16 protein-coding genes are annotated in these 22463 nt (G+C 65.1%); 7 read left to right on the forward strand and 9 right to left on the reverse strand.

Going from position 1 to position 22463, the window contains the following annotated elements:
• Positions 1 to 159 precede the first annotated feature (159 nt).
• Both ACUYV6_RS10620 and nudC read right to left on the reverse strand, forming a co-directional pair.
• On the reverse strand, positions 160 to 1926 hold the full coding sequence (locus ACUYV6_RS10620) for an ATP-dependent helicase (protein WP_449278640.1): 1767 nt from the start codon (positions 1924 to 1926) through the stop codon (positions 160 to 162).
• Positions 1820 to 2836, reverse strand: a complete 1017-nt coding sequence (nudC, locus tag ACUYV6_RS10625) for an NAD(+) diphosphatase (RefSeq protein WP_449278641.1) — start codon at positions 2834 to 2836, stop codon at positions 1820 to 1822. Before nudC ends, ACUYV6_RS10620 begins: the two co-directional genes overlap by 107 nt.
• Before the next feature lie 48 nt (positions 2837 to 2884).
• Here nudC and ACUYV6_RS10630 point away from each other — a divergent pair, with 48 nt between their 5' ends.
• Complete coding sequence (locus ACUYV6_RS10630; RefSeq protein ID WP_449278642.1) at positions 2885 to 4204, forward strand: phosphotransferase; 1320 nt, start codon at positions 2885 to 2887, stop codon at positions 4202 to 4204.
• On the opposite strand, the gene ACUYV6_RS10635 is transcribed toward ACUYV6_RS10630, so the two are convergent.
• Positions 4194 to 7712: an ATP-dependent DNA helicase gene (locus tag ACUYV6_RS10635; protein WP_449278643.1), complete on the reverse strand. Its 3519-nt coding sequence runs from the start codon at positions 7710 to 7712 to the stop codon at positions 4194 to 4196. The genes ACUYV6_RS10630 and ACUYV6_RS10635 overlap by 11 nt on opposite strands.
• A complete protein-coding gene (locus ACUYV6_RS10640; protein ID WP_449278644.1) occupies positions 7709 to 11062 on the reverse strand; it encodes a PD-(D/E)XK nuclease family protein in 3354 nt (1117 codons plus the stop codon). The genes ACUYV6_RS10635 and ACUYV6_RS10640 overlap by 4 nt, the downstream gene beginning before the upstream one ends.
• A gap of 193 nt (positions 11063 to 11255) precedes the next feature.
• Between ACUYV6_RS10640 and ACUYV6_RS10645 the strand changes: the two genes are divergently transcribed.
• Positions 11256 to 11477, forward strand: a complete 222-nt coding sequence (locus ACUYV6_RS10645) for a DUF3107 domain-containing protein (protein ID WP_449278645.1) — start codon at positions 11256 to 11258, stop codon at positions 11475 to 11477.
• Positions 11478 to 11520: 43 nt separating this feature from the next.
• On the opposite strand, the gene ACUYV6_RS10650 is transcribed toward ACUYV6_RS10645, so the two are convergent.
• Together ACUYV6_RS10650 and ACUYV6_RS10655 are read right to left on the reverse strand one after the other, a co-directional pair.
• Complete coding sequence (locus ACUYV6_RS10650; RefSeq protein WP_449278646.1) at positions 11521 to 12798, reverse strand: methyltransferase domain-containing protein; 1278 nt, start codon at positions 12796 to 12798, stop codon at positions 11521 to 11523.
• A 6-nt stretch (positions 12799 to 12804) separates the two neighbouring features.
• On the reverse strand, positions 12805 to 13524 hold the full coding sequence (locus ACUYV6_RS10655) for a ferritin-like fold-containing protein (protein WP_449278647.1): 720 nt from the start codon (positions 13522 to 13524) through the stop codon (positions 12805 to 12807).
• 154 nt (positions 13525 to 13678) lie between these two features.
• On the opposite strand from ACUYV6_RS10655, the gene ACUYV6_RS10660 reads away from it, so the two are divergent.
• Positions 13679 to 15217, forward strand: coding sequence for a DEAD/DEAH box helicase (locus ACUYV6_RS10660; protein ID WP_449278648.1), 1539 nt, complete (start codon positions 13679 to 13681; stop codon positions 15215 to 15217).
• Between the two features lie 44 nt (positions 15218 to 15261).
• Here the strand turns inward: ACUYV6_RS10660 and ACUYV6_RS10665 are convergent, their stop codons facing one another.
• Positions 15262 to 16275, reverse strand: a complete 1014-nt coding sequence (locus ACUYV6_RS10665) for an aldo/keto reductase family protein (RefSeq protein ID WP_449278649.1) — start codon at positions 16273 to 16275, stop codon at positions 15262 to 15264.
• A gap of 124 nt (positions 16276 to 16399) precedes the next feature.
• Positions 16400 to 17251: a PHP domain-containing protein gene (locus tag ACUYV6_RS10670; protein WP_449278650.1), complete on the reverse strand. Its 852-nt coding sequence runs from the start codon at positions 17249 to 17251 to the stop codon at positions 16400 to 16402.
• Positions 17252 to 17373: 122 nt separating this feature from the next.
• On the opposite strand from ACUYV6_RS10670, the gene ACUYV6_RS10675 reads away from it, so the two are divergent.
• Positions 17374 to 18780 carry an aminopeptidase P family protein gene (locus ACUYV6_RS10675; RefSeq protein ID WP_449278651.1) on the forward strand — a complete coding sequence of 469 codons (1407 nt, stop codon included), beginning with the start codon at positions 17374 to 17376 and terminating at the stop codon, positions 18778 to 18780.
• A gap of 3 nt (positions 18781 to 18783) precedes the next feature.
• On the opposite strand, the gene ACUYV6_RS10680 is transcribed toward ACUYV6_RS10675, so the two are convergent.
• Entirely contained in the window at positions 18784 to 19287 is a 504-nt protein-coding gene (locus tag ACUYV6_RS10680) for a general stress protein (protein ID WP_449278652.1), read from the reverse strand.
• Between the two features lie 155 nt (positions 19288 to 19442).
• Between ACUYV6_RS10680 and ACUYV6_RS10685 the strand changes: the two genes are divergently transcribed.
• Genes ACUYV6_RS10685 through ACUYV6_RS10695 form a run of 3 tightly spaced genes read left to right on the forward strand, consistent with a single transcriptional unit; the run spans position 19443 to position 22461 of the window.
• Positions 19443 to 20690: a magnesium transporter MgtE N-terminal domain-containing protein gene (locus tag ACUYV6_RS10685; protein ID WP_449278653.1), complete on the forward strand. Its 1248-nt coding sequence runs from the start codon at positions 19443 to 19445 to the stop codon at positions 20688 to 20690.
• Positions 20690 to 21238 (forward strand): DUF1003 domain-containing protein, encoded by a 549-nt coding sequence (locus tag ACUYV6_RS10690; protein WP_449278654.1) that lies wholly within the window; start codon positions 20690 to 20692, stop codon positions 21236 to 21238. The genes ACUYV6_RS10685 and ACUYV6_RS10690 overlap by 1 nt, the downstream gene beginning before the upstream one ends.
• Positions 21235 to 22461 (forward strand): Mrp/NBP35 family ATP-binding protein, encoded by a 1227-nt coding sequence (locus ACUYV6_RS10695; protein ID WP_449278655.1) that lies wholly within the window; start codon positions 21235 to 21237, stop codon positions 22459 to 22461. Before ACUYV6_RS10690 ends, ACUYV6_RS10695 begins: the two co-directional genes overlap by 4 nt.
• Positions 22462 to 22463: the final 2 nt, after the last annotated feature.

Raw genomic sequence — 22463 nt, forward strand, 5'->3', positions numbered from 1 at the left:
CCGTCGATGGCGCGAGGGTGACGCGGCAGTGCACCGGGGCCGAGTCTCACTTCGGGTGCGCCGAGGTCGAGTCACCGGGGCACCCGTGTTCGAATCCGTTCGACCGCATCCGGACTGTGCCTGCGGCGAGCTTCTGAGACTCTGCCCGAGCCCAGAAGATCAGGCGAGCCCGAGCTCGGTAAGAAATCGTGAGGGCATGCGTCCGGATCGGCCGCCGCTCGCAGTACCCGACAGCCGCAACGAGTCTCTCGCCCGAGTCAGCGCAACGTAGGTGAGACGCCGCTCCTCATCAATCGACGCCTCATCGGAGGCGTGCCCGATCGGCAGGAGCCCCTCGCTCATGCCGATGACATGCACGAGCGTCCACTCCAGTCCTTTCGCCGCGTGGATCGCGCTCAGCGTGACCGCGTCGAGCGTGGGCTCATGGTGCGCGTTCTGCCGGGCGATCAGCTCATCGCTGAACTGCCGGATCGAAGTGCCTGCCGGCATCTCATCGCAGAGCGAGAGCAATGCGTTCAATGCATCCCAACGGTCTCGAGCAGCTGCCCCTTCAGGCGGGGTCGTGGTCCACCCACCGGAGCGGAGTACATCACTGACGATCTGAAACAGCGGGCGCTGATCCTCCACCGTCGTCTGCGCCCGAATGAGCATCACTGCCTGCCGCACATCTGCACGGTCGAAGAAGCGGGCGCCTCCGTGCACCCGGAAGCCGATCCCCCGCGACTCGAGCGCCGCTTCGATTCTCGCCGACTGCGCGTTCGTGCGGTAGAGCACCGCCACCTCAGAGGCTGGAGTTCCGGAGTCGATCGCCGTACGGATCGCAGCGGCGACCGCTTCCGCCTCGTCGTGCTCCGTCGCGAACCATTCGAAGGCGGGCGACGCTGCCCGAACCTCGCGCATTGCAGACAACGTGAGGGCTCCCGGACGATCCCGCATCAGCCGGTTCGCCACACGCACGACCGGTTCAACCGAACGATAGTTCCGTTCGAGCTTGAATTGACGCGCATTCGGATGCTCGCTGCCGAAGCGGAGCAAGAACGAGCTCGTGGCGCCGGCGAACGAGTAGATCGTCTGGCTCGCGTCACCGACAACGCACACATCGTCACGAGTGCCGAGCCAGGCTCCGAGCAACGCATGCTGCAAGGGGGACACGTCCTGATACTCATCGACCGTGAAGAATCGATACCGCTCCCGCACCTGCAACGCCGCACGCGGCTCGGTCTCGAGCATGCCCGTGAGCAGTACCAAGACATCCTCGAAATCGATCTGTCTGCGGTCATCGAGCAGACCTGCATAGGCCCGATGGATGTCGACGACCTGCTCACTCGAGAGCCCAGCGGGGGGCTGCCGCTCATCGAGCAGCTCCGCATAGCGATCGAATCCGAGCATCGACACTTTGCGCCACTCGATCTCGGAGGCGAGGTCTCGCAGCGCTTCGGCTCCGAGCCGCAGACCGAGCGACTCGACCGCCTGCGAGACGGTCTGAATCTTGCCCGGCAGCACTCGTGGGGCGGCACCGCCTACGAACTGCGGCCAGAGGTGCCCGAGCTGCGCCAGCGCGGCCCCGTGAAACGTCTGCGCACGCACCCCTTCGGCGCCCAACGCCCGCAGCCGCCCCTGCATCTCCCCTGCCGCTTTGCGCGTGAAGGTGACCGCGAGCACACGAGATGGGTCGTAGACACCTGTTCTCACCCCGTAGGCGATGCGATGCGTGATCGTACGTGTCTTGCCTGTCCCGGCACCAGCGAGAACCGACACAGGCCCCCGCAAGTGGCGCGCCGCCTCCCGCTGCTCCGGATCCAAGGCGTCGAGCAGCTCATCAGCGCCGTTCATCCGGCACTCGCCTTCGATCTCCACGGCTTTCACGGTGTCCATCATCGCGCCCGCGACCGTCATCGTGACCGTCACCATCCTCGTGACCGTCACCGTCCTCGCCGATCCAGCGGTCGAGCAACCAGCGCGCGATCGAAGCACCTCCCGGCAAGGTGATACCAGGTCCGGGGTTCCTCAGCTCGTCCCGAGTGAACCAACGCAGTTCAGAGATCTCGGACGTGTCGGGTCGAAGATCCATCGGATCCTGATCCTTCGACAGCCCTGCACGGAAGCCCAGCATGAGAGATCGAGGGAAAGGCCAGGGCTGGCTCGCGACGTACCGCACGTCGGAAAGCTTCACCCCCGCCTCTTCATAGACCTCCCGCTCGACCGTCTGCTCGAGTGATTCGCCCGCCTCGACGAAGCCCGCGAGCAAGGAGAACCGACCGCTCGGCCAGAGGACGTTCGAGCCCAAGAGCACCCGGTCGTCATGCTCCACAAGCACGATGACTGCGGGATCGGTGCGTGGGAAGTGCTCCCCACCATGCGAATCGAGCCTCGCCCAGCCGCCGTGCGCGACCGAGGTTGTACCGCCGTCACGCGGAGAGAACGCTGCATTCTCATGCCAGCGCAACAGTGCCGACGCGACGGCGACGAGCTCCTGCTCGGCGGGAGTGAGCGAGGCCGCGATCTCGAAGACGTGTCGCCAGTGCTGCTCAGACGCTGCCTCGTCGTACGACCCATCATCAGCGAGTGCGAACACGGGCGACCCGTGCAATCGGCCGAGATAGCACGCCCCCGGTTGTCCCGGCTCTGCCTCGGGCAGGTCGTCACCGTGCGTCGGAGTGAGGACGAGCTCGCTACGGCCGTCGGAGGCGGCGCCGACGAGCACCTCCGGGCCTCGCAGTCGCAACACCCTGGCAGTCGCCTCACGCCAGGCCGCTCGGAGCTTCTCAGCCTCCATGCGGGTCTCAGCATCGCGGTCCAGGACGCCGCTCGAAAACGGAGGCCGATCCTGACTCACTCCGCCCTCCTCCCGGGGTCGTGCGAACGCCGACGGTACGCTACTGGCATGCCCACTACTCCTCTCACTCTAGCCGCGCTCGCGACATCGGCAGTCCCGGGGCTCGTGGTGCAGGGCGTCCGCGACCATGTCGGTGACGGAGACGGGGCGTTCGCCTCAGCAGTTCTGGTCAGCGCAGACGACGACCTGATCGTGCGCGTGCCCCGCACTCAAGCCGCAGAAGTGCAGCAGTCGGCTGAACTGTTGTCGTTGTCGGCGCTCGCGAGTGGTGCGCGTTCCCGTCTGCCGTTCGCAGTGTCTGAACCACGCGGCGTGACCCGTGCCGGAGACACTCGCGCCGTGGTATCGACTTTCCTGCACGGTGATCGGCTCGTCGAAGACACGATCGAGCCCGATGCTCTCATCATCGACTCGATTGCCGCGGCACTGGCTGCGATCCATGAGCTTCCGCACGTGATGGTTCGAGAGAATGGCCTTCCGACACGCAGCTCGGAAGATTCTCGGATTGAAGCGGCACGACTCGTCGAACGGGCCGAGGCCACTCGGCTGCTTCCGGAGACCGTCTTGAACCGGTGGATCGAGCGCCTGCGTGAGAGCGAGCTGTGGGATTTCGCTCCGACAGTGGTGCACGGGTCGCTGAATATCGAGCAGTTGCTCGTCATCGATGACACGATCGTCGGGGTGCTCGGCTGGTCGGAGCTCTCCGTCGGGGACCCGGCCATCGACCTTGCCTGGCTGCGGGGCTCGGGCGATGCAACGCTGGAGCAGGTGCTGCTGCGCTACGCCGAGATCCGCGGTCTCGGAAGCACGTCCCGGTTGTGGTTGCGTACGGCCTTCTACCACGAGCTCGAGGTGGCGAAGTGGTTGCTGCACGGAGTCGAGTCGCACGACCAGACGGTCGTTGAAGACGCGGTCGCCATGCTCGACCGGCTCGTCGACCGAGGGGCATCGAGGCGGGAATCGGCAAGGCACTCCGCCGCGCCGCTCAATGAGGCCGAAGTCGACGACCTGCTCGACAGCGTGCCCGAGGTCAACGACCTGATGTCCGATACTGCGGCATACGAGGCTCTCGACGAGGATCGGGTATTCCGCCTCGACACCGATTTCATCGAGCCGCTCGACGACACCGACGATTCCGCATCGGGGTCGCATGACGGCGCCGGACAGGGATCCTCTGCTGACGGCGGCACCGACGCGGATGCCGACTCGGACATGGGTGCGGATGCGGACTCCGGATCAAGTGCAGCTGCCGGATCTGGCACCGACACGGATGCCGGATCGAACGCAGATGCCGGATCTGCGGATGGTCGCCACGACCAGGATTCCTCACCCGAGGATTCCTGGCCTGAGGACCGGTCTACACGCTAAGACGATCAACTGCTGCCTGCCAGAGCGACTCGAGTTCTTCCAAGCTGCGAGGGTGTCTGCTTGTGAGCTCGATCCCTTCGGAGACGTAGAAGAGGGCGACGTCGATCTGCTCGGCCGGCAGACCGGCCCACAGCGCGTATGCGTGGCGGTAGAGGTCGAGCTGGAAGAAGCGACTGTTCCGCTCAGCTTCGTCTCGAGGCGGGCGTCCGGCCTTCCAGTCGACGACCTCGTAGCGCGCTTCGTCGCCTTCGCCGTATCGGAAGACGGCGTCGAGCTTGCAGACGAGTCTGCGCCCGGCAAACGGCAGGGTCACTTCCTGCTCAACCGCGATTGGCTGCAGATCGGCCCAGCGTGATCTCTCGAAATTCTCGATGAGGGCGGCGAGTGCCGCTGACTCGTCAGGGGCATCGCGGGGGTCATCAGCGGCATCGCGGGGGTCATCGGTGATGTCGTGGGAGTCATTTCCAGTACCGATGTCGAGCGCATCAAAGCCTGAGAGCGCGAGGGCTGTGCCCCGGGCGGTTGTCGCACGCCGTTCCACCCATTCGTGGAACAGGTTGCCGATACGCGTGCGACGATACGGACGTTGTGGGAGCGGACGCAGCGTCCTCTTCTGCGTTTCCTCGGGATCTTCTACAAATTCGTGGAACGACGACGCGGTAATGCGTTCCGGTAGGCGGGCCGCCGCTTGGCCGCCTCTGGCTGTACTCGTGCTCGCGCGCTCAGCGATCAGCAGTTCGACGACCGCATCCACCCGCAGTGCTCCGTCATAGAGGTCCCGGCTCGATGCCTCTGCATCGATCTCTGCAATCCGCTCGCGCACGGCAGTGGCGCCGCGGAGCACTTCTTCTGCGCGGGCGCCGAGCGGATCGAGCGGCCACTGCACCGTTCGCTCTTCACGGGTGCTCGGGTTCTCGTCGTGAGCGCTGTGCCGGGGAATCTCTGGGACGATCTTCTGCTTCGCGAGCTCGAGTAGGTAGCGCGAGGGTTCGCGGGCGGTGCTGTGTCCGCCCCAGTAGGAACCGGTGAGCAGCAGCCGTGAAGCCGACCGTGTCACTGCGACATACGCCAGCCGCCGTTCCTCCTCCTGCTGCCGTTCTGCGAGTTCGGTCGTATACCCGGTGATGACGACTGATTCGCCGTCGACCTTGCGCTCGAATCCCCCCAGCTCCTCACGCAGCTCGGCCTGCGTTCTGGCGAGCCGCCAGTTCAGCATCGGACGTGCCCCTGAATCGCCGCGTAGCTCGTCCGGGAGCTCTCCCGGCCGCAACCACCCGAGTCCCTCCTTGGGAGGGAGCGGCATTTCCCTCTCGACCATGCGCGGGATCGCGACAAGATCCCATTCCAGGCCCTTGGCACCGTGTCCCGTGATCAGCTGCACGGTGCCCGGCTCCGGCTCGGGAACGTGCTCTGCCTCCTGATCAGCTTCTCCGACGCGCTCCAACCAGGCGAGCACAGATGCGAGAGTGCCGTGTTCGTCGGTCTGCAGGAATCGCTCGACGAGGTCGGAGAAGGAGTCGAGATTCGCGCGCGCCACGGCGCCCCCGGAATATCCATTCCGCTCGTTGGCGTCTAGCTCGATATCGATGAGCAGAGCCTCCGCACACGCACGAATCAATTCGAGCACTCCCTGGCCGACTCCGTAGCGCAGGCTGCGCAGCATTCGACCGGCTTCTCTCAGACGACCTCGTCCGACTTCGCTGATTGTCGACAGTGAGGCATGGTCGAGGCTCCGCATGTTCGCGATCTCGTCGAGTGCGTCGATCAGTGTGACGCTGCGGTCAGGGTCGCGCAATGCTGCCCCCCGCTCGAGGTCATCGGCGGTAAGCGGCTGGTGAGCTGCGTCGCGCCTGGAGAACCATGCGGCGCAATCTCGAAGACCTGCGATGTCTGCGGGTCCGATGCGATAGCGCGGCCCGACAAGAATACGGATGAGCTCGCTTCCAGCGTCCGCGTACCACACGCATCGCATGAGACTCAGCACATCACTGACCTCCGGCGTCGAGAGCAGTCCCCCGACTCCGACGATCCGGTTCGGCACCCCGGCTGCTGAGAGCGCTGATGAGACTGCGGGCATCGAGGATCGCCGCCGGAATACGACCGCGGCCGTCGCGAGGTTGCCCGTTCGCGCCAGGTGCTCTGCGCGAGTATCACGCATCCACGCCGCGAGGCGCTCGTATTCTTCGTCTATCGTCTCGGGGAATATCACGTCGATTCCGTCGGCATGGGCTGCCGGAACTTCCGAACCGGCAGGCCTCATTGCGGCCTCATCCTTTGACGGTATCGCTGCTTCTTTGGGTCGCAGTTCTGGTACTTCGACGGGGGATCTCTCGTTGAGCGGTGCGACGAGCGCGTTTGCGGCCCGGAGAATTCCTCCGGGATTGCGCCAACTGATGGACAGGGTCAGCGTCGTACCTGTTGCTCCAGGCGCCGCGAAGTCGCGGTGGAATGCCGCGAGGTTGTCAGCTGAGGCGCCGCGCCAGCCGTAGATCGACTGGTTTGGGTCTCCCACCGCCATGATCGAGCACCCCGAGAACAGTCCCGAGAGCAGGCGCGTCTGACCGACCGAAGTGTCTTGCACTTCGTCGAGCAGCACGATTGGAGAACGATCTCGGAGTGTTCTGATCGCCGCTGGATACTCCTCGATGGTGCGCACCGCAAGAGCGAGCTGATCGGAGAATTCGATGAGCCCGCGCTCATGCTTCGCCGCTGCGAATTGTCGAGCGAGTCCGGTGATGAGGCCGGTCTGTTGAACGGCTCCAACGGCGTCGACGATCGCCTTGTAACTCTTCCCTTTCGTACCTGCGGCGAGCGCCTTATCGTCGTAGGGCAGATCTTGCACACGAGCGAACTCTGAGACGACTTGCTCGACGCGGTCGAAGCTCGTCAGATTGTCGGCGACGGCATGATCGAGCGCGATCGTGCGACGCACGAGCGACGCGATGCTGTCGGTAGCGCCGGCGAGACCAGGGAGGTCACTCGTGCACACGACCTCACGGGCGATGCGCCAGGCTGCGGCTTCATCGATCAGCGTGACGGACGCCGGAAGCCCGGCGAAAGCACCGAATTCCTGGACGACCCCCGATGCGAAGGAGTTGTAGGTGCTGACGTCGGGCAGTTCGAGGCCGTCTTCGAGCACAGCTCGCAACGCTACAGCGCGTCCTGATTCCTCCGGAGATACATCGCCTCGTTCGTCGGCGTCGAGGAGCCGCTCGGTGAATGCGCTGAGCCGTGCGGTAATGCGCTCTCCGAGTTCGCCCGCGGCTTTGCGCGTGAACGTCAGGCCGAGTACTTCTGAGGGGGCGGCGAGGCCGTTGGCGACGAGCCAGACCACGCGGTTCGCCATCGTCTCGGTCTTTCCACTGCCGGCTCCCGCGATGACGAGCACGCAGCCGCCGAGGGGCTGTTCGATCATCCGCGTTTGTTCGTCGGTTGGCGCGAGGGGCTGCGTGCCGGGTGCGGCGAGCAGTTCTGCGATGCGCTGCGCGGAGAATATGGGGGTGGTCATGCGTGGCTCACCGCCGGGATGATGTGGAGACGGCAGGAGCCGCCAGGTGCGAAGGCATTGGAGCAGTGGTGCTCGATGCGGGCGGTGAATGCCGCAGCGGACATCGTTTCCGCTGCTGTTCGGACGCGGGCGAGGAAGAGCTCGCGTGCGTCGTCGTCGAGCGGTGGCTGCACGGCTTCGACAAAGCCGTGACCTTCAGGGGACCGCTGCCGCTGCGGAATCGCATCAGGATGCACGTAGAGCAGCCGCGCTCCCCCGTTCACAACGCTGGACGGATCGTCCCCCGTCAAAGCTCCTCCGAGCGAGAACGCCCCGAGCATGACCCCCAGCTGGTAGGCCTGCATCTGCGCGTGCTGCTCCCGGTCTGCCGCGGTCGGACGACTCCTCCCGGTCTTCAGGTCGACGACCGAAACCTCGATGCGCCCGTCGGGGAGGCGTCGCCCCTCGACCCGGTCCGCATTACCGACGAGGAGTGCACGGTCGACAGGAACCTCGAAGGGTGCTTCGGTACCGAGGAGTTCGCGCGACGAATGTTCGAAGTCGGAGAGGTAGTCGCTGAGCCCGCGAGCCATACGAGTCATGAGGTCCCAGCTACGTTCCGATTCCCATTCGGCGTCGAAGGGAAGGTCATTCCATTCGGCGCGCACAGTTTCGAGGATCTGCTGGGGGTCTGTTCCCTCTGTCCGTTCGAGCGCACGGTGCAGGAGCGTGCCGAGGCTCGATTGGACGTTGCTCGTCCCTCCTCCGAGTCGGTCGATGACCCAGTCGAGCGGGCAACGCTCCGCGGTCTCCATCTGCGAAGGGCTCACTCTCACTTGCGCTTCCGGGTCAACTGTGAGGTCGACGAGGGGCGACTCGGTCGACGGCGGCACAGCGCCGTACCAGTCGTCGGGGTGCGCACCTGGCATTCCGTCTTCAGCGAGGGCGACGAGCGAATCGATAGCTATCTTGTCCTCCGGGTCTCTCGCGACTCTGCGACGCATTTCGGCTACTGCCCCGCGTACTGTCAGTCGGGCGCTGGGAAGGCCGGCAGCGGCGTGACGAGCGTGGCCCAGCGCGAAGAATGCGCTGGGGTGATGGTCTTCATCGCTCACCGCGACCGCGAGTATCTCGTGCCGCGCCCGTGAGCAGGCCTGCGCGAAGAGCCGAAGCTCGTCGTGCAGGGTGTCACGGCGGTTCGGGGCTTCTGCCGTGCCTCCCCGCAACCATCGCTCGAGCGCGCTCACGCCGATGAGGGAGCCACGTGCGCGCAGATTCGGCCACACTCCGTCTTGCGGCCCGAGCAGGCACACCACGTCGAACTCTCGACCGAGCGCTCCCTGAGGCGTCGTGATGGTGACGACATCCCGCTCGCTCCGTGCGGCGAGGGTGTCTTCCGGTACGGAGCTCGAAATCAGTTCGTCGAGCACGTCAGCGATCGGCTGCTCGCTGGCCTGTTCTTCGTGGCGCTGCAGTGCATAGAACAGTCCGAGCACCGCGTCGAGCGACCGGTGCGCTTCATCGGCGAGCGCACCACGACCGGTCAAGGCCTCGTCTTGCAGGCGGGGTGCCAACCGAGTGCCTTCCCACAGCGCCCAGAGCGTCTCGCGAGCAGTGCCGCCATTGGCGTGTACGCGTTCTGCGTCGGCGATGAGGCGTCCCAGCCTGCGCAGCGCCCGTCCCCCCGCACTGTCGACGAGCGGCTCGGCAGCTGCTTCATCGACAGCATCGGCAATGATCCGTTCGATGCGTCGTGCTTCCCGGGCATCGGCACGGGCCGCACGATCCTCCTGGATTCTGAGCGCCGAGCGCAGCCGGCGTACAGCAACCGGATCAAGTCCTCCAACTGTTCCCCCCAGCACCTCAAGCAACTCAGATGGGCGGAGCGGGTCGATGCCGAGTGCGTGCTGCAGCAACCGGATGAGTTCTCGAACCAGGGCATGCTCTCGAAGCACGACTCCACCCGCGCCGACCCCGCAAGGCACTTGCAGACCGGAGAGGATACGAGCCGCGCGCGCGACCTCGCCGCGGCTGCGGCAGATGACCGCCATGCGTTCCCAGGGCACCGGTGCGGACATATCCAGGCCGAGTCTGCGCCGCCGGAGACGATGCGCTATGACACCGAGCTGCTCGGACAGCGTCGGCACGGATGCAAATTGCACGGAGCTGGAGGGCGCAGATCCGGACGGCACGGATGCTGACGGCGCAGATGCGGAAGGCACAGTTGCGGCATGCACAGCGTCCTGAGGCGAGTGGGCATCAAGTGCTTCTGCGTTGCGCTGTGCCCCAGCCCCTGCAGCCCCGATCCGGCGCGTCAGATCGTGCACGAACGCCCGGAGCTCCGGGCCGTGTCGATGCACAGATCCTAAGACGGCTCCCTGCACCTCATCCATCGATTCGTGGCCGCTCGCGCCAACGGCACGAGCGTCGCTCGCCTCGGTCTCTGCTTGCTTTCGAGCGAGCTCAGCACTCAGTCTGGTCAGGGCTTCCGGCCGTTCTCCGTGGAATGCACCGGTCGCGACATCCGGATCACCGAAGAGCCAGATCTTCGTTCCCCGCGCCGCGAAGGCCGCGAGCAAGGCGAGTTCGCCCTCGCCCAGCTCCTGGGCATCGTCGACGAGAATGAGTTTCAGCGGTGAGGTCCAGGTCTCTCCTTCGCTGTCGGTTTCGCCGGTCACGAGCGCCGCCGCACTACGCAGGATCCCGCTCGAGGTCAACTCCCCCGGCCTCACGCTCGCGAGCGCTCGGTCGACCGCTTCCAGGAGATCAAGAGCAGCGCGCCACTGCCTCAGCGTCTCATCGCCCGGGGCACGTGTGAAGCGCTGCTCCCGGCCCTCTCGCTCCAGCCGCACGAGTTCTGATCGCAGCGCAGCCGGGGAGAGCGCGAAATCATCGAGCACCCTCGCGAATTCACGGAGCTCAGCACGAAACTGCGGGCTCCGCAGTACCTCAGGCGCGAGCATGCCCGAGACAACCCCCTCGGGCTCCGGGTTCTCGAGAAGCCCCTCGACGACCTCGGCGATCGCCTCATCGTGAGCGGTTCCGGTGAGCAGCTTGGGAGCGGGCTCTCCGGAAGCCGCGCGTTCGGCGGCGAGCACCGAGAACGCGAGAGAGGCCGGTGTTCGCACCGGGGTCCCCCCGAGCGGGCGCGACAGTCGACGCTCCAACCGGGAACGCACGGAACTCGCTGCGAGCCGCGTCGGGGCGAGAATCACCAACTGTTCCTCATGCCAGCCCGATCGCCCCAGGATCTCGGCGAAGACCTCAACCGCCAGCAGGGTCTTGCCGGTACCAGGCGCTCCGAGCACCGTCGCGTGGAGTCCCGGATCAAACCCGAGCACCTGACGCTGGGAAGCATCGAAATGGAGCATGCATTCAGAGTAGTGACAGCCTCCGACAATCCTCGAAGCACCCCTGCTTTCCGCTGCGCTGCTGGCGAACGAAAGCACGCGCACGGGCAAGACGTCGGAGGGTCGGCCTAGACTCGGATCCGTACCTACACCTTCTGGCAGGCAACCGACGAGGAGACCGTCGAGCAGCCCGCCAACGTCGACAGGAGATGACATGGAAGTTCGCATCGGCCTCAGCAATTCCCCGCGCGAGCTCGCCTTCGAGAGCGACGCGAGCTCCGAGGAGCTACGCAGCACCGTCGAGCGCGCCATCGCCGAGGAGTCGGTCCTGTCGCTGAAAGACAGCAAGGGGCGCCAGTTCCTCGTCAATATCGAGGCCGTGCTCTATGTGGAGATCGGAGCCGATCTCGGCCGCAAGGTAGGCTTCGTCAGCTAGGTTTCATAAGCTCAGCGCACGAGCGGCTGCGTTGCCCGATTCATCAGTTCCCGCCCGGTTCTTCAGATTCCGCGACACGTTCGAGTAGTACTGCGACCTCGAGGTGCCGTGTGTGCGGGAACATGTCAAACACTCGAGCCTCGACCGGCCTCAGTGACGGCATCGCCGCGAGATCTCTCGCGAGACTTTCAGGGTTGCAACTGGAGTAGACGACACTCCTGATCTCATCCGACGACTCCAGCCATGTCGCCAATCGTTCACCGATGCCGCGGCGAGGTGGGTTCACGATGACAAGCTCCGGCCAATCCGCAGCATCGATCCCGAGAGCGAACTCCGTCGCGTCCTGCGCGATGAACCGCACCGGGAGTCCTTCTTCTGCCGCGCTGCGGGACGCCGAGTCCACCGCAGCTTCGCTGACCTCGACACCGACGATATCGACGTCCGAGTTGATCCCGCTTCGTTTCGGTTCCTTCATGTGCTCCTGCGTCACCGCATGCCCCTGCAGCGCAGCTGCACAGTGCAGGGCAAAACCTCCGACGCCGCAGTAGAGATCCCACATCGAAGCCGGTGCTGTGCGCGTGACCCACTCCGCTGCCTGCGCGTAGAGCGCCTGTGCGACCGCCGTATTCGTCTGGAAGAAGCTCTGCGGCAGCAGATGCAAGGCTACCGGGCCGAGATCCATTTCGAGCGATGAGCCGAGAAGAATCTCTTCCTGCTCCCCTTCGAGCACTGCTTTGTGCTCTGGAAGCAGATTCACCGACACCACAACGGCTTGGGGCAGAGATACGCGCAGACGGTCAAGACGGGCGCGGATCCGGAACAGCCCCTCGCGGCTGCGCACGACGAACCGCAGCATGAGATCGCCTCGTGCCCTCGAACGCGGCACCGAGGTGAGTGACGCCGCTCCCGCACTCTTCACGGGCGCCTCCGTGACGTGCACGAATTTCAGCTCACCGCGCCGCCGCCGTACGTCATACGGTGCCAGGCCGGTCGATTCCAGGAAATCGGCGATGACCGGAATCGCTTCTCGGATGCCGTTCGACTGAATGAGGCAGTCACGCAGATCGACACCACTGCGATCGGGTCCGAGAATGCCGAGCGTCAGCGCCCCGGTTTCACCACCGACGACCAGCTTCGCCTTGTTCCGGAAATCTCGCACGCCTCCCTCGACGGGCGACAGCCATGCCTGCTCGGGTACCGTCCGCAGAAGCTCGCGGCACCGAAGCTGCTTCTCAGCGAGTTGCCTCGCATACGGAGTTTCGATGAGCGTGCAGGATCGGCACGCCTCCGCCTCGAAGTAGTCGCAGTGCACGCTCGACATGCGCGCCTAGGCAGTGAGACCGAGCGAATCCATGCGGCGGATGTGGTCGGCGATCAGTTCGGTGAACACGGGTTCGACCTCGCTCGAATCGAACGGACGGTGTTCGCTCAAGGTCAGTACCGCTCGCGATACCAGCAGCGTATCGCCGACGAGTCGCCGCCCCCACAGCGCAAGGCGGCTATCGATGGACGGATCCGACGCGATCTCTGCGGCCAGAAGCTCATGCAGTTCAGCCCGCCCGGTGTCTTCGCTGAGAGTCGTGATGGCTTCGGCGCGGTAGTTGTCGTCGAGCCCGGCTGCGAGCGTGGCGAAGAAGTGGTCGAAGAGGCCGCCCACGAGGTAGAGCGAGAGAATGTGCTGGTGCCAGTCGCCGACCTCGGTGCGCCGCACATAATCCTCGATCACCGGAGTGAAGGGGCGCATCACAGTGTGCGGTTCCTGGCCCCGCCGGCGAATCTCGTCGGTGATCTTCTGATGCTTCGAGAGCGTCTGCCCGGCGACTTTCGCGAGCACATTCTTCGCTTCGAGCGTCGGCGCACCGGATACGCCGCGAGTGGCCGCCTCGTAGAGCTCCAACTGCAGATATGCGGTCAGACCGAGGAACGGAAGAATTCCCGGCGCAAACTCTGCGAGCTCAACGCGCTCGGCATCGGAGTGATCGTCGCGGGAGCGCAGTCTGCGCATGGGAGTCTTCGACTTCCGCAGGCCCTTGATCCACTCGAACACGGGGACAGCTTAGCGCGCCTCCGACGGCACACGGGAATGGCGGGAATAGACTGTTCGGGAATACCACAATCGCTCGGCACCGCGGACGTGCCGGCTCGCTGCGCCTGGGAGAGAAACAGTGCGTGGCTCACCACATATCTGAACAGGACGCGAAGTGACCACTTTCCTCGAACTCGGGGTCGACCAAGACATGGTCGACGCTCTGACCGACGAGGGCATCACCGATGCCTTCCCGATCCAGGAACAGACCATCCCCCTTGCCATCTCAGGGCAAGACATCATCGGCCAGGCCAAGACCGGTACCGGCAAGACATTCGGCTTCGGCCTGCCGGTACTGCAGCGCATCGGCTCCGACCCCACTGCTGGTGTGCAGGCACTCATCGTGGTGCCGACCCGTGAGCTGTGCGTGCAGGTGTACGAAGATCTGGAACTCGCGTCGAAGAACCGACGCGCGACAGTCGTTCCGATCTATGGCGGCAAGGCGTACGAGGGGCAGATCGAACAGCTGAAGGCCGGGGCACAGGTCGTGGTCGGCACTCCCGGCCGTCTCCTTGATCTTGCGAACCAGCGGTTGCTGAATCTCGGCGACGTGCGCGAGATGGTGCTCGACGAGGCCGACAAGATGCTGGATCTCGGATTCCTCGCCGATATTGAGAAGCTCTTCTCATTGACCCCTGCGACGCGCCACACGATGCTGTTCTCGGCGACGATGCCGGGCACGATCGTCACGCTCGCCCGACGTTTCATGTCGCGACCGATTCATATTCGTGCGACCGATCCTGACGAGGGCGCGATGCAAGCCAACATCGAGCACAAGGTCTACCGCGCCCACTCGCTCGACAAAGACGAGATCATCGGCCGGATCCTGCAGGCCGAGGGTCGCGGCAAGACCGTCATCTTCATGCGCACGAAGCGCGCTGCGGCAAAACTGCAAGAGGAATTGGTGGATCGCGGCTTCTCCGCCGCGAGCGTGCACGGTGATCTCAATCAGGATCAGCGCGAGCGCGCTATGGCCGCGTTCAAATCGGGTAAGAAGGACATCCTCATCGCGACCGATGTGGCCGCACGCGGTATCGATGTCGACGATGTCACGCATGTGATCAATCACACAGTTCCCGATGACGAGAAGACCTACTTGCACCGTGCGGGCCGCACCGGGCGAGCAGGCCGCACCGGCATCGCCGTCACCTTCGTCGACTGGGACGATCTGCACAAGTGGGCGCTGATTGACCGCGCACTCGATTTCGGAACCCCTGAACCGCTCGAGACCTACTCCTCGTCCCCCCACCTGTACGAGGACCTGAACATTCCCGAGGGTGCAAAGGGCCGACTCAAAGCGACCCCGGTCAAGGAGCGCGCACCGCGCGACAGCTCACGCGGCTCGGGGCGCTCGAGCGAGGGCGGATCGAGCGGACGCACCCGTAATCGGCGCCGCACGCGCGACGACAACCCGCGCGGTCGCGGTCGTGGCGAGACTCACTCGCATGAGCAGCACGGTCATGATGCCGAAGGCCGGAGCGAGCCGGGCGCCTCGAACGAGGTACCCGCCGACGGCGCAGGATCGGAGCGTCCTGCGCGCCGCCGTCGTCGGCGTCGGCGCAACTCGGAGCGCCCGTCGAGTGAGGCCGCTCAGTCGCAGGCTTCGGGAGAGGGCAGCGACTCAGCGGGCGACACGTCGTCGGCCGCTGAATAGTCGAGTTCGGACCGGATGAGCACCGTCTGAGCTGAGCGTTTCGCTCAGCTCAGACGGTGCTTCGGCGACACCTCGTACGTGTTCTCAGGGTCGGAGAACACGACGTCGCCGAGGGCCGTGTCGATTGCGGCGAGCGCCTCTGCCTCGAGCTTCACGCCGGAGGCCTGAACGGTATCTGCGAGCTGCTCGGGGCGCGAGGCGCCGACGAGCGCCGCCGAGATGTTCGGATTCTGCAGCACCCAGGCGATCGCGAGCTGCGGCAGCGTCAGACCCGCCTCGTCTGCGATGGGGCGCAGCCTCTGGACGGCTTCGAGCACATCGTCTCGGAGGAAGCGACTGATGAACTCGGCACCGTTCCCCTCGTCAGTGGCCCGTGATCCTGCTGGTGCCGAACGCCCCGGCAAGTATTTGCCCGAGAGCACGCCCTGCGCCATGGGAGACCATACGATCTGCGAAATGCCGAGTTCCTCGGAGGCCGGAACCACCTTCCCCTCGATCACGCGCCACAGCATCGAGTACTGCGGCTGGTTCGAGATGAGTTGGAATCCGAGCTGCTGCGCGAGCGCATGCCCCTCGCGCAGCTGCTCCGCGGTCCACTCCGAAACACCGATGTAGAGCGCCTTCCCCTGGCGTACGACATCGGCGAAGGCTTGCATGGTCTCCTCGAGTGGGGTCTCGGAGTCATAGCGGTGCGCCTGGTAGAGCTCCACATAGTCGGTGCCGAGGCGCCTCAAAGAGCCATTGATCGATTCGAAGATGTGCTTGCGGCTCAGTCCCGTGTCATTCGGGCCCTTCGGCCCGGTCGGGAAGTACACCTTCGTAAATATCTCGAGACTCTCACGGCGTTGCCCCGCGAGCGCCCGCCCAAGCACCTCCTCGGCCGCCGTGTTGGCATAGGTGTCGGCCGTGTCGAACGTCGTGATTCCCGCGTCGAGCGCCGCATGCACCGTCGCGACTGCCGCTTCATCAGCCACTTGTGACGCGTGCGTCAACCAGTTGCCGAGAGTGATCTCCGAGATCTTAAGTCCACTGCGACCGAGGTATCGATACTCCACCATGAGGCCACACTAACGGAGTGCGCTGCGTGCGGGAACAGCGTGATGAAACTGTGCGTGGGGATCAGCGGGGATGCACGGATCTGCGTGGATCAGCGTGCGAGTACAACGTGCGCAAGACACTCCGTCATCGAGGAACGGCTGCGATCTCGCGGATCGTAGCGACCACCTCGGGTCCGCTCTGACACTCGCCGAGCCGATTCGGCTTGCCGGCGCCGTGGTAGTCGCTGGCCCCTGTAACCGAGAGACCCAACGCTTGCGCGGCGCTCCGCAGCGGCGGCAGCCACTCTGCGCGATTCTCGGGGTGCTCGAGCTCGATTCCCCACAGGCCAGCGGCCGTAAAGCGTTCGAGGGCTTCCAGCTCGACAGGGCCGCGATTGCGTCCTGCAGCCGGATGCGCGAGTACCGGGACCCCGCCCGCAGCACGCACGAGTCCGATCGCGGCAGTCGTGTCTACGGCATGCGTGGGGAGATAATAGCGAGACCCCGGACCCAGAATCCCTACGAATGCCGCACTGCGGTCGTCGAAGTATCCAGCGGCGACGAGTGCATCGGCGATATGCGGCCGCCCCACGGTCCGAGCATCTTCGTCGCCGACGACGTCAGACCAGACGATGCGATAGTCGACCGCGATCATTTCGACCATGCGCTTCGCACGCAGCACACGGGAATCCTTCACCTGATCGAGTTCGCGCTGCAGCGGCGCGTATGACGGATCGAGACCGTAGGCGAGCAGGTGGGTGGAACGATGTCCGTCGCGCGTCGTGATCTCCATACCGGGAAGGAAATCGAGTCCCAGATCTTCGGCTGCCGTGCGCGCCTCGTCCCATCCATCACTCGTGTCGTGATCGGTCAGAGAGATCCCCGAGAGGCCGAGCCCCACCGCCTCCCGCACGATGTCCGTCGGACTCGTGGTTCCGTCCGAGCAGTAGGAGTGGGTGTGCAGATCGTAGCCGTGCTGCGCTCTGGATGCTGCCATTCCCTCATTGTAGGAGGTTGTACTCTCTCGGCCAGCCGAAGCTGACGCGACTTCCCTTCGTCAGGAACCCTGCTACGACGCCAGATGAGCACTTCTCCAGCATGCGGTGGGAGGATGGGGCGATGAGCGAGACCCAGCAGGCCACCCACGAGGCGGAGATCGACAACAGCGCGCGGAGCACCTCACCGAACGGCGAGGACTTCCTCCGCTACATCTCATCGGGGTGGGCCGAACGATCCGACAGCTTGCCCGAAGCACATCCGGTCGCGCCCTTCGCCGCGAAGCGACGAGCGGCACTCGCCGCCCAGTTCCCCGGTCGACGCATCGTCATCGAGGCCGGGCCGATGAAGCAACGATCAAACGACACGTTCTACCCGTACCGCCCGCACAGCGCCTTCGCCCACCTGACCGGGTGGGGGTCGGCAAGCGAACCGGGGGCGGTGCTCGTGATCGATGCCTCGGGCACGTCGGTCACGGAAACGCTCTTCTTCCGTGAGGCAGCTGGCCGGAATAGCGACGAGTTCTTCGCGAACCCTGAGATCGGCGAGTTCTGGGTCGGGGCTCGTCCGACGCTGGCACAGGTATCTGCGCTGCTGGATCTTCCGACGGCTCCACTCGAATCCTTCGATTCGGAAACCGACGATCTCAACCTCTCCGACGAAGATCTCGCGCGCGCGACCTCGGAGTTGCGCTTCGTGAAGGATGACTACGAGCTCGCCGAGATGCGCGCTGCAGTCGACGCCACTGCGCGCGGATTCGACGAAGTACTTGCATCGCTCCCCCGGGCAATCGCGCACGCCCGCGGCGAGCGCGTCATCGAGGGCGCCTTCCAGCAGCGAGCCCGCCTCGACGGCAACGACGTCGGCTACGAGACGATCGCTGCGGCCGGCTCACACGCCTGCACCTTGCATTGGATCCGCAATGATGGGCAGGTGCGCGAAGGCGACCTGCTGCTGCTCGACGCGGGTGTCGAGCTCGACAGTCTCTATACCGCTGACATCACTCGTACGGTGCCGATCTCGGGCGAGTTCAGTGACGTACAGCGTCGCGTCTACGAGGCCGTGCTCGAAGCCGCAGATGCCGCGTTCTCGATCGTGCGCCCCGGAATCCGCTTCCGGGACGTGCACGACACCGCGATGGCAGTGATCGAGCGCCGCGCCCGCGAATGGGGCCTCATTCCGGAATCACCGGGCGCGATCCCCTATCACCGCCGCTACATGGTGCACGGCACAAGCCATCACCTCGGCATGGATGTGCACGATTGCGCACAGGCACGACGCGAAATGTACCTCGACGGGGTACTCGAGCCGGGGATGGTCTTCACGATCGAGCCGGGCCTCTACTTCCAGCCCGATGACCTCACGGTACCCGCGGAGTACCGCGGCATCGGCGTGCGCATCGAAGACGACGTCGTCGTGACCGCGGACGGTTGCGTGAACCTGTCGGCGGGCATCCCCCGCACTGCCGATGAAGTTGAGAACTGGACTCGGGAGCGGAGCAGTCAGCGCAGAGCCCCGGCCGCACCATGACGGCTACGACTTCTGCGCGTGCTCCACGAGGATGCGGCGGGCGTCGTGCAGCAGAGCAGCATCGGCGACCAGGTCGTAGCGGCTCGCGACGAGCTGCATCACTGAAGAGAAGTCCCGGCGATTGCGATTCATCGAATACGACAGCACGCCGAAGAGCATGCCGAAGCCGGCGCCGATCGCGATCGCAGCCGTGAAGACACCGGCGATCGCCTCGTTACCCGGCTGAAAGATGAACAGCAGCAGTCCCAGGAAGAGGCCGAGGTACGCGCCGGAGAGCGCACCCATCAGCGCGACCCGGCCGTAGCTCAGCTTTCCGGTGACACGCTCGACACTGCGCATGTCGTTGCCGACGATCGACACCTCGCGCACCGGGAAGTCCGACCTGGCGAGGATGTCAACGGCATGCTTCGCATCTTCGTACCGATCGTAGGTCGAGATAATCTCGCCCTTCGGTAGCTCGGGCATCTGAGGGATGCGACGCGACGAGAAGGGCCCGGGAGTGCTCATGCTCCCAGTCTCCCATGCCTCGGCTGTGGTGGTGCCGTGGTTCGTCAGAAGCGCATGAACAACTTCCCAGTGATCCCAGTGTCCCCAGCGATCGCAGCGTTCACAGAGTTCCCAGGGGTCAGCCGCGGGAGCCCCCGAGCGAGTACCTTAGAGGCGTGAGCAATTCGAGGATCTTCGTGGGGCGTCTAGCGGGGCGAGGCGTGTTCGACCCGGTCGGCGACAGGATCGGCAAGATCAGAGACGTGCTCGTGGTCTATCGGGCTGCCAGTGCTCCACGAGTCGTTGGTCTCATCGTCGAGATTCCCGGTCGCCGGCGGGTGTTCGTGCCGATCAATCGCGTCACGTCGATCGGCGCCGGGCAGGTACTGACGACCGGGCTCATCAACGTGCGCCGTTTCGAGCAGCGGCGAGGCGAGACTCGCCTCATCGCAGAGATGATCGGACGCGGTGCGACGCTTCCCGACGGTACGACCGCAGCGATCGAGGATGCTGCGATCTCCCGCACCCGTGGCGGCGAATGGGTGGTTTCAGAGCTCTTCGTCCGCAAGGCGAAGACCGGGGCACCGTTCTCGCGCGGCGAGTCGCATATCGTGCGGTGGGCGGACGCGAAGCTGGTTCATCCGCCGACGGGCGAACAGTCCGCCGAGTTGCTGATCCAAACTCTTATCGATCTGAAGCCCGCCGACCTCGCTGATTCCCTCCTCGAGCTCCCCCAACGTCGCATGATCGAGGTGATCGGCGAGCTCTCTGATGAGCGCGTCGCAGACGCGGTTGAAGAGATGAGCGAGCCTGATCAGTTGGCTCTTCTCGCACAGCTTCCGTCCGACCGCACGGCCGATGTGCTCGACCAGATGGAGCCCGACGACGCGGCCGACCTCATTGCGGCACTTCCGCAGGCCCGCGGCGAGGAACTGCTCGACCTCATGGAAGATGAGGAGGCCGAAGAGGTCCGTCGCCTCCTCGAGTACGACGCAGATACTGCGGGCGGATTGATGAATCCGGCTCCGGTGATCCTCGCGGCCGAGTCGAGCGTTGCCGAGGGGCTCGCGATGATCCGCCGCGCCGAGATTCCTCCGGCGATGGCCTCAGCAGTGTTCGTCACACACCCGCCCTACGAGACGCCGACCGGCGAGTTCCTGGGCGTGGTGCACTTCCAGCGGATGCTGCGCTTCCCACCGCACGAACGCCTCAGCGCACTGATCGATACCGAGATCGAACCGGTGACCGTGCACGCGAGCGCTGCCGAGGTGTCACGCAGACTCGCCAGCTACGATCTCGTCGCCTTCCCTGTCGTGGATGATCAGAAGCACCTCGTCGGTGTCGTCACGGTCGACGATGTGCTCGATCACCTGCTGCCGGATGACTGGCGGCATGCTGATGATGAGTCGGAAGGGGGCGCCTGATGGGACTCTTCTCTCGCAAGCCCGGCCTCGACGCGCCTTTGGCGCGATCCTCGCGATCGTTTCGCGAAGGTCATGGCAGGCAGGAACGATTCGGTCGGTGGACGGAAAGCATCGCTCGGGGTATGGGTACGCCGTGGTTCCTGCTGATCCTGAGTCTCGTGTGTGTCGCATGGCTCGCCTGGAACACCTGGGGCCCTGACTCGTGGCGGTTCGATTCTGCAGCGCTCGGGTTCACGGCGTTGACGCTGATCCTGTCGCTGCAGGCTTCGTACGCGGCGCCGATGATCCTGCTGGCGCAGAACCGGCAAGATGACCGCGACCGGGTGCAAATGGAACAGGACCGGCAGCGTGCCGAACGCAATCTGGCCGATACGGAGTTCCTGGCTCGCGAGGTAGTCGCCTTGCGACTCGCGATGAAAGAGCTTCCGGATCGCGACTTCCTGCGCTCCGAACTGCGCGCACTGCTGTCCGAACTCGAGGAGGATGAGGAGAATAAGGATCCCTCCGGCGAGGATCGCAGCCCCGATTCCGAGGAGACCGGACGGTGAGCATTCGGGATGCCGCCTCCGCACCTGAGCGGCGCGTCTGGGAGGCTCTCGACGGCGTACGCGATCCTGAGATTCTTCGTCCGATCACCGAGCTCGGTATGGTCACCGGGGTCGACGTCGATGCGCAGGGAACCGCAGTCGTAGAGGTGCTGCTCACGATCGCTGGCTGCCCTGCGGCCCGACGAATCGAGGAAGAGACGCGCAGCGCTGTCGCGGGGGTTCCCGGAATCAATGAGGCACGCATCGATGTCGGTGTGATGAGTCCCTCGGAACGTCAGGCATTCATCGAGCGTGTGCGAGGGTCTCGCAGCACACGTCCGCAGCAGTTCGGGTCGGACTCGCTGACGCGCGTTCTCGCCATCACCAGCGGAAAGGGCGGCGTGGGGAAGTCCTCACTCACCGCGAACCTTGCCGTCGCTCTCGCCGCGCGCGGCCTCTCGGTGGCGCTCGTTGATGCCGATGTCTTCGGCTTCTCGATTCCCGGCATCCTCGGCCTCAGCCACGATGGCGCCGTCGAGCAGCCGACCCGCGTCGATGACATGATCCTGCCCCCGGTCGCACACGGGGTGAAGACGATTTCCATTGGAATGTTTCTCGGCGATGCCGATCCTCGGCACACCGCAGTCTCATGGCGCGGACCCATGCTGCATCGCACGATCGAGCAGTTTCTGCGTGATGTCTGGTTTGGTGATGTCGATGTGCTGCTGCTCGACCTCCCTCCGGGGACAGGTGACATCGCAATCAGCGTGGGCCAGCTCCTCCCGCAGGCCGAGGTCGTCGTCGTAACGACGCCGCAGGAGGCGGCTGCCGACGTCGCCGTGCGCAGCGCCCTCGTCGCCAGGCAGACTGGCCAACGCGTCGTCGGTGTCATCGAGAACATGTCCGGTCTTGCACAGCCCGACGGCACAGTACTCGATATCTTCGGAACCGGAGGCGGGGCGCTCGTCGCAGAGCGACTATCGTCGCCGGCGACCGAGGGACAGGCATCAGAGTGCCGGGCGTCGTCCACGGCCGAGGTCGGATCGTCGCGCAACGACGATCAGGTTCCTCTCCTCGGCAGCGTGCCGCTGAGTCCGGCATTCCGTGCCGCGGGCGATGCGGGCACCCCTGCAGTGCTCGCCGCACCAGACGATCCGGCTTCCCGCGAGGTACTGCGCATCGCGGACCGCCTGGTGCACCGACCTGAGGGTCTTGCGGGGCGCGCACTCCCGTTGACCCCCTGACG

This window comes from Leucobacter sp. GX24907 (assembly GCF_053567335.1).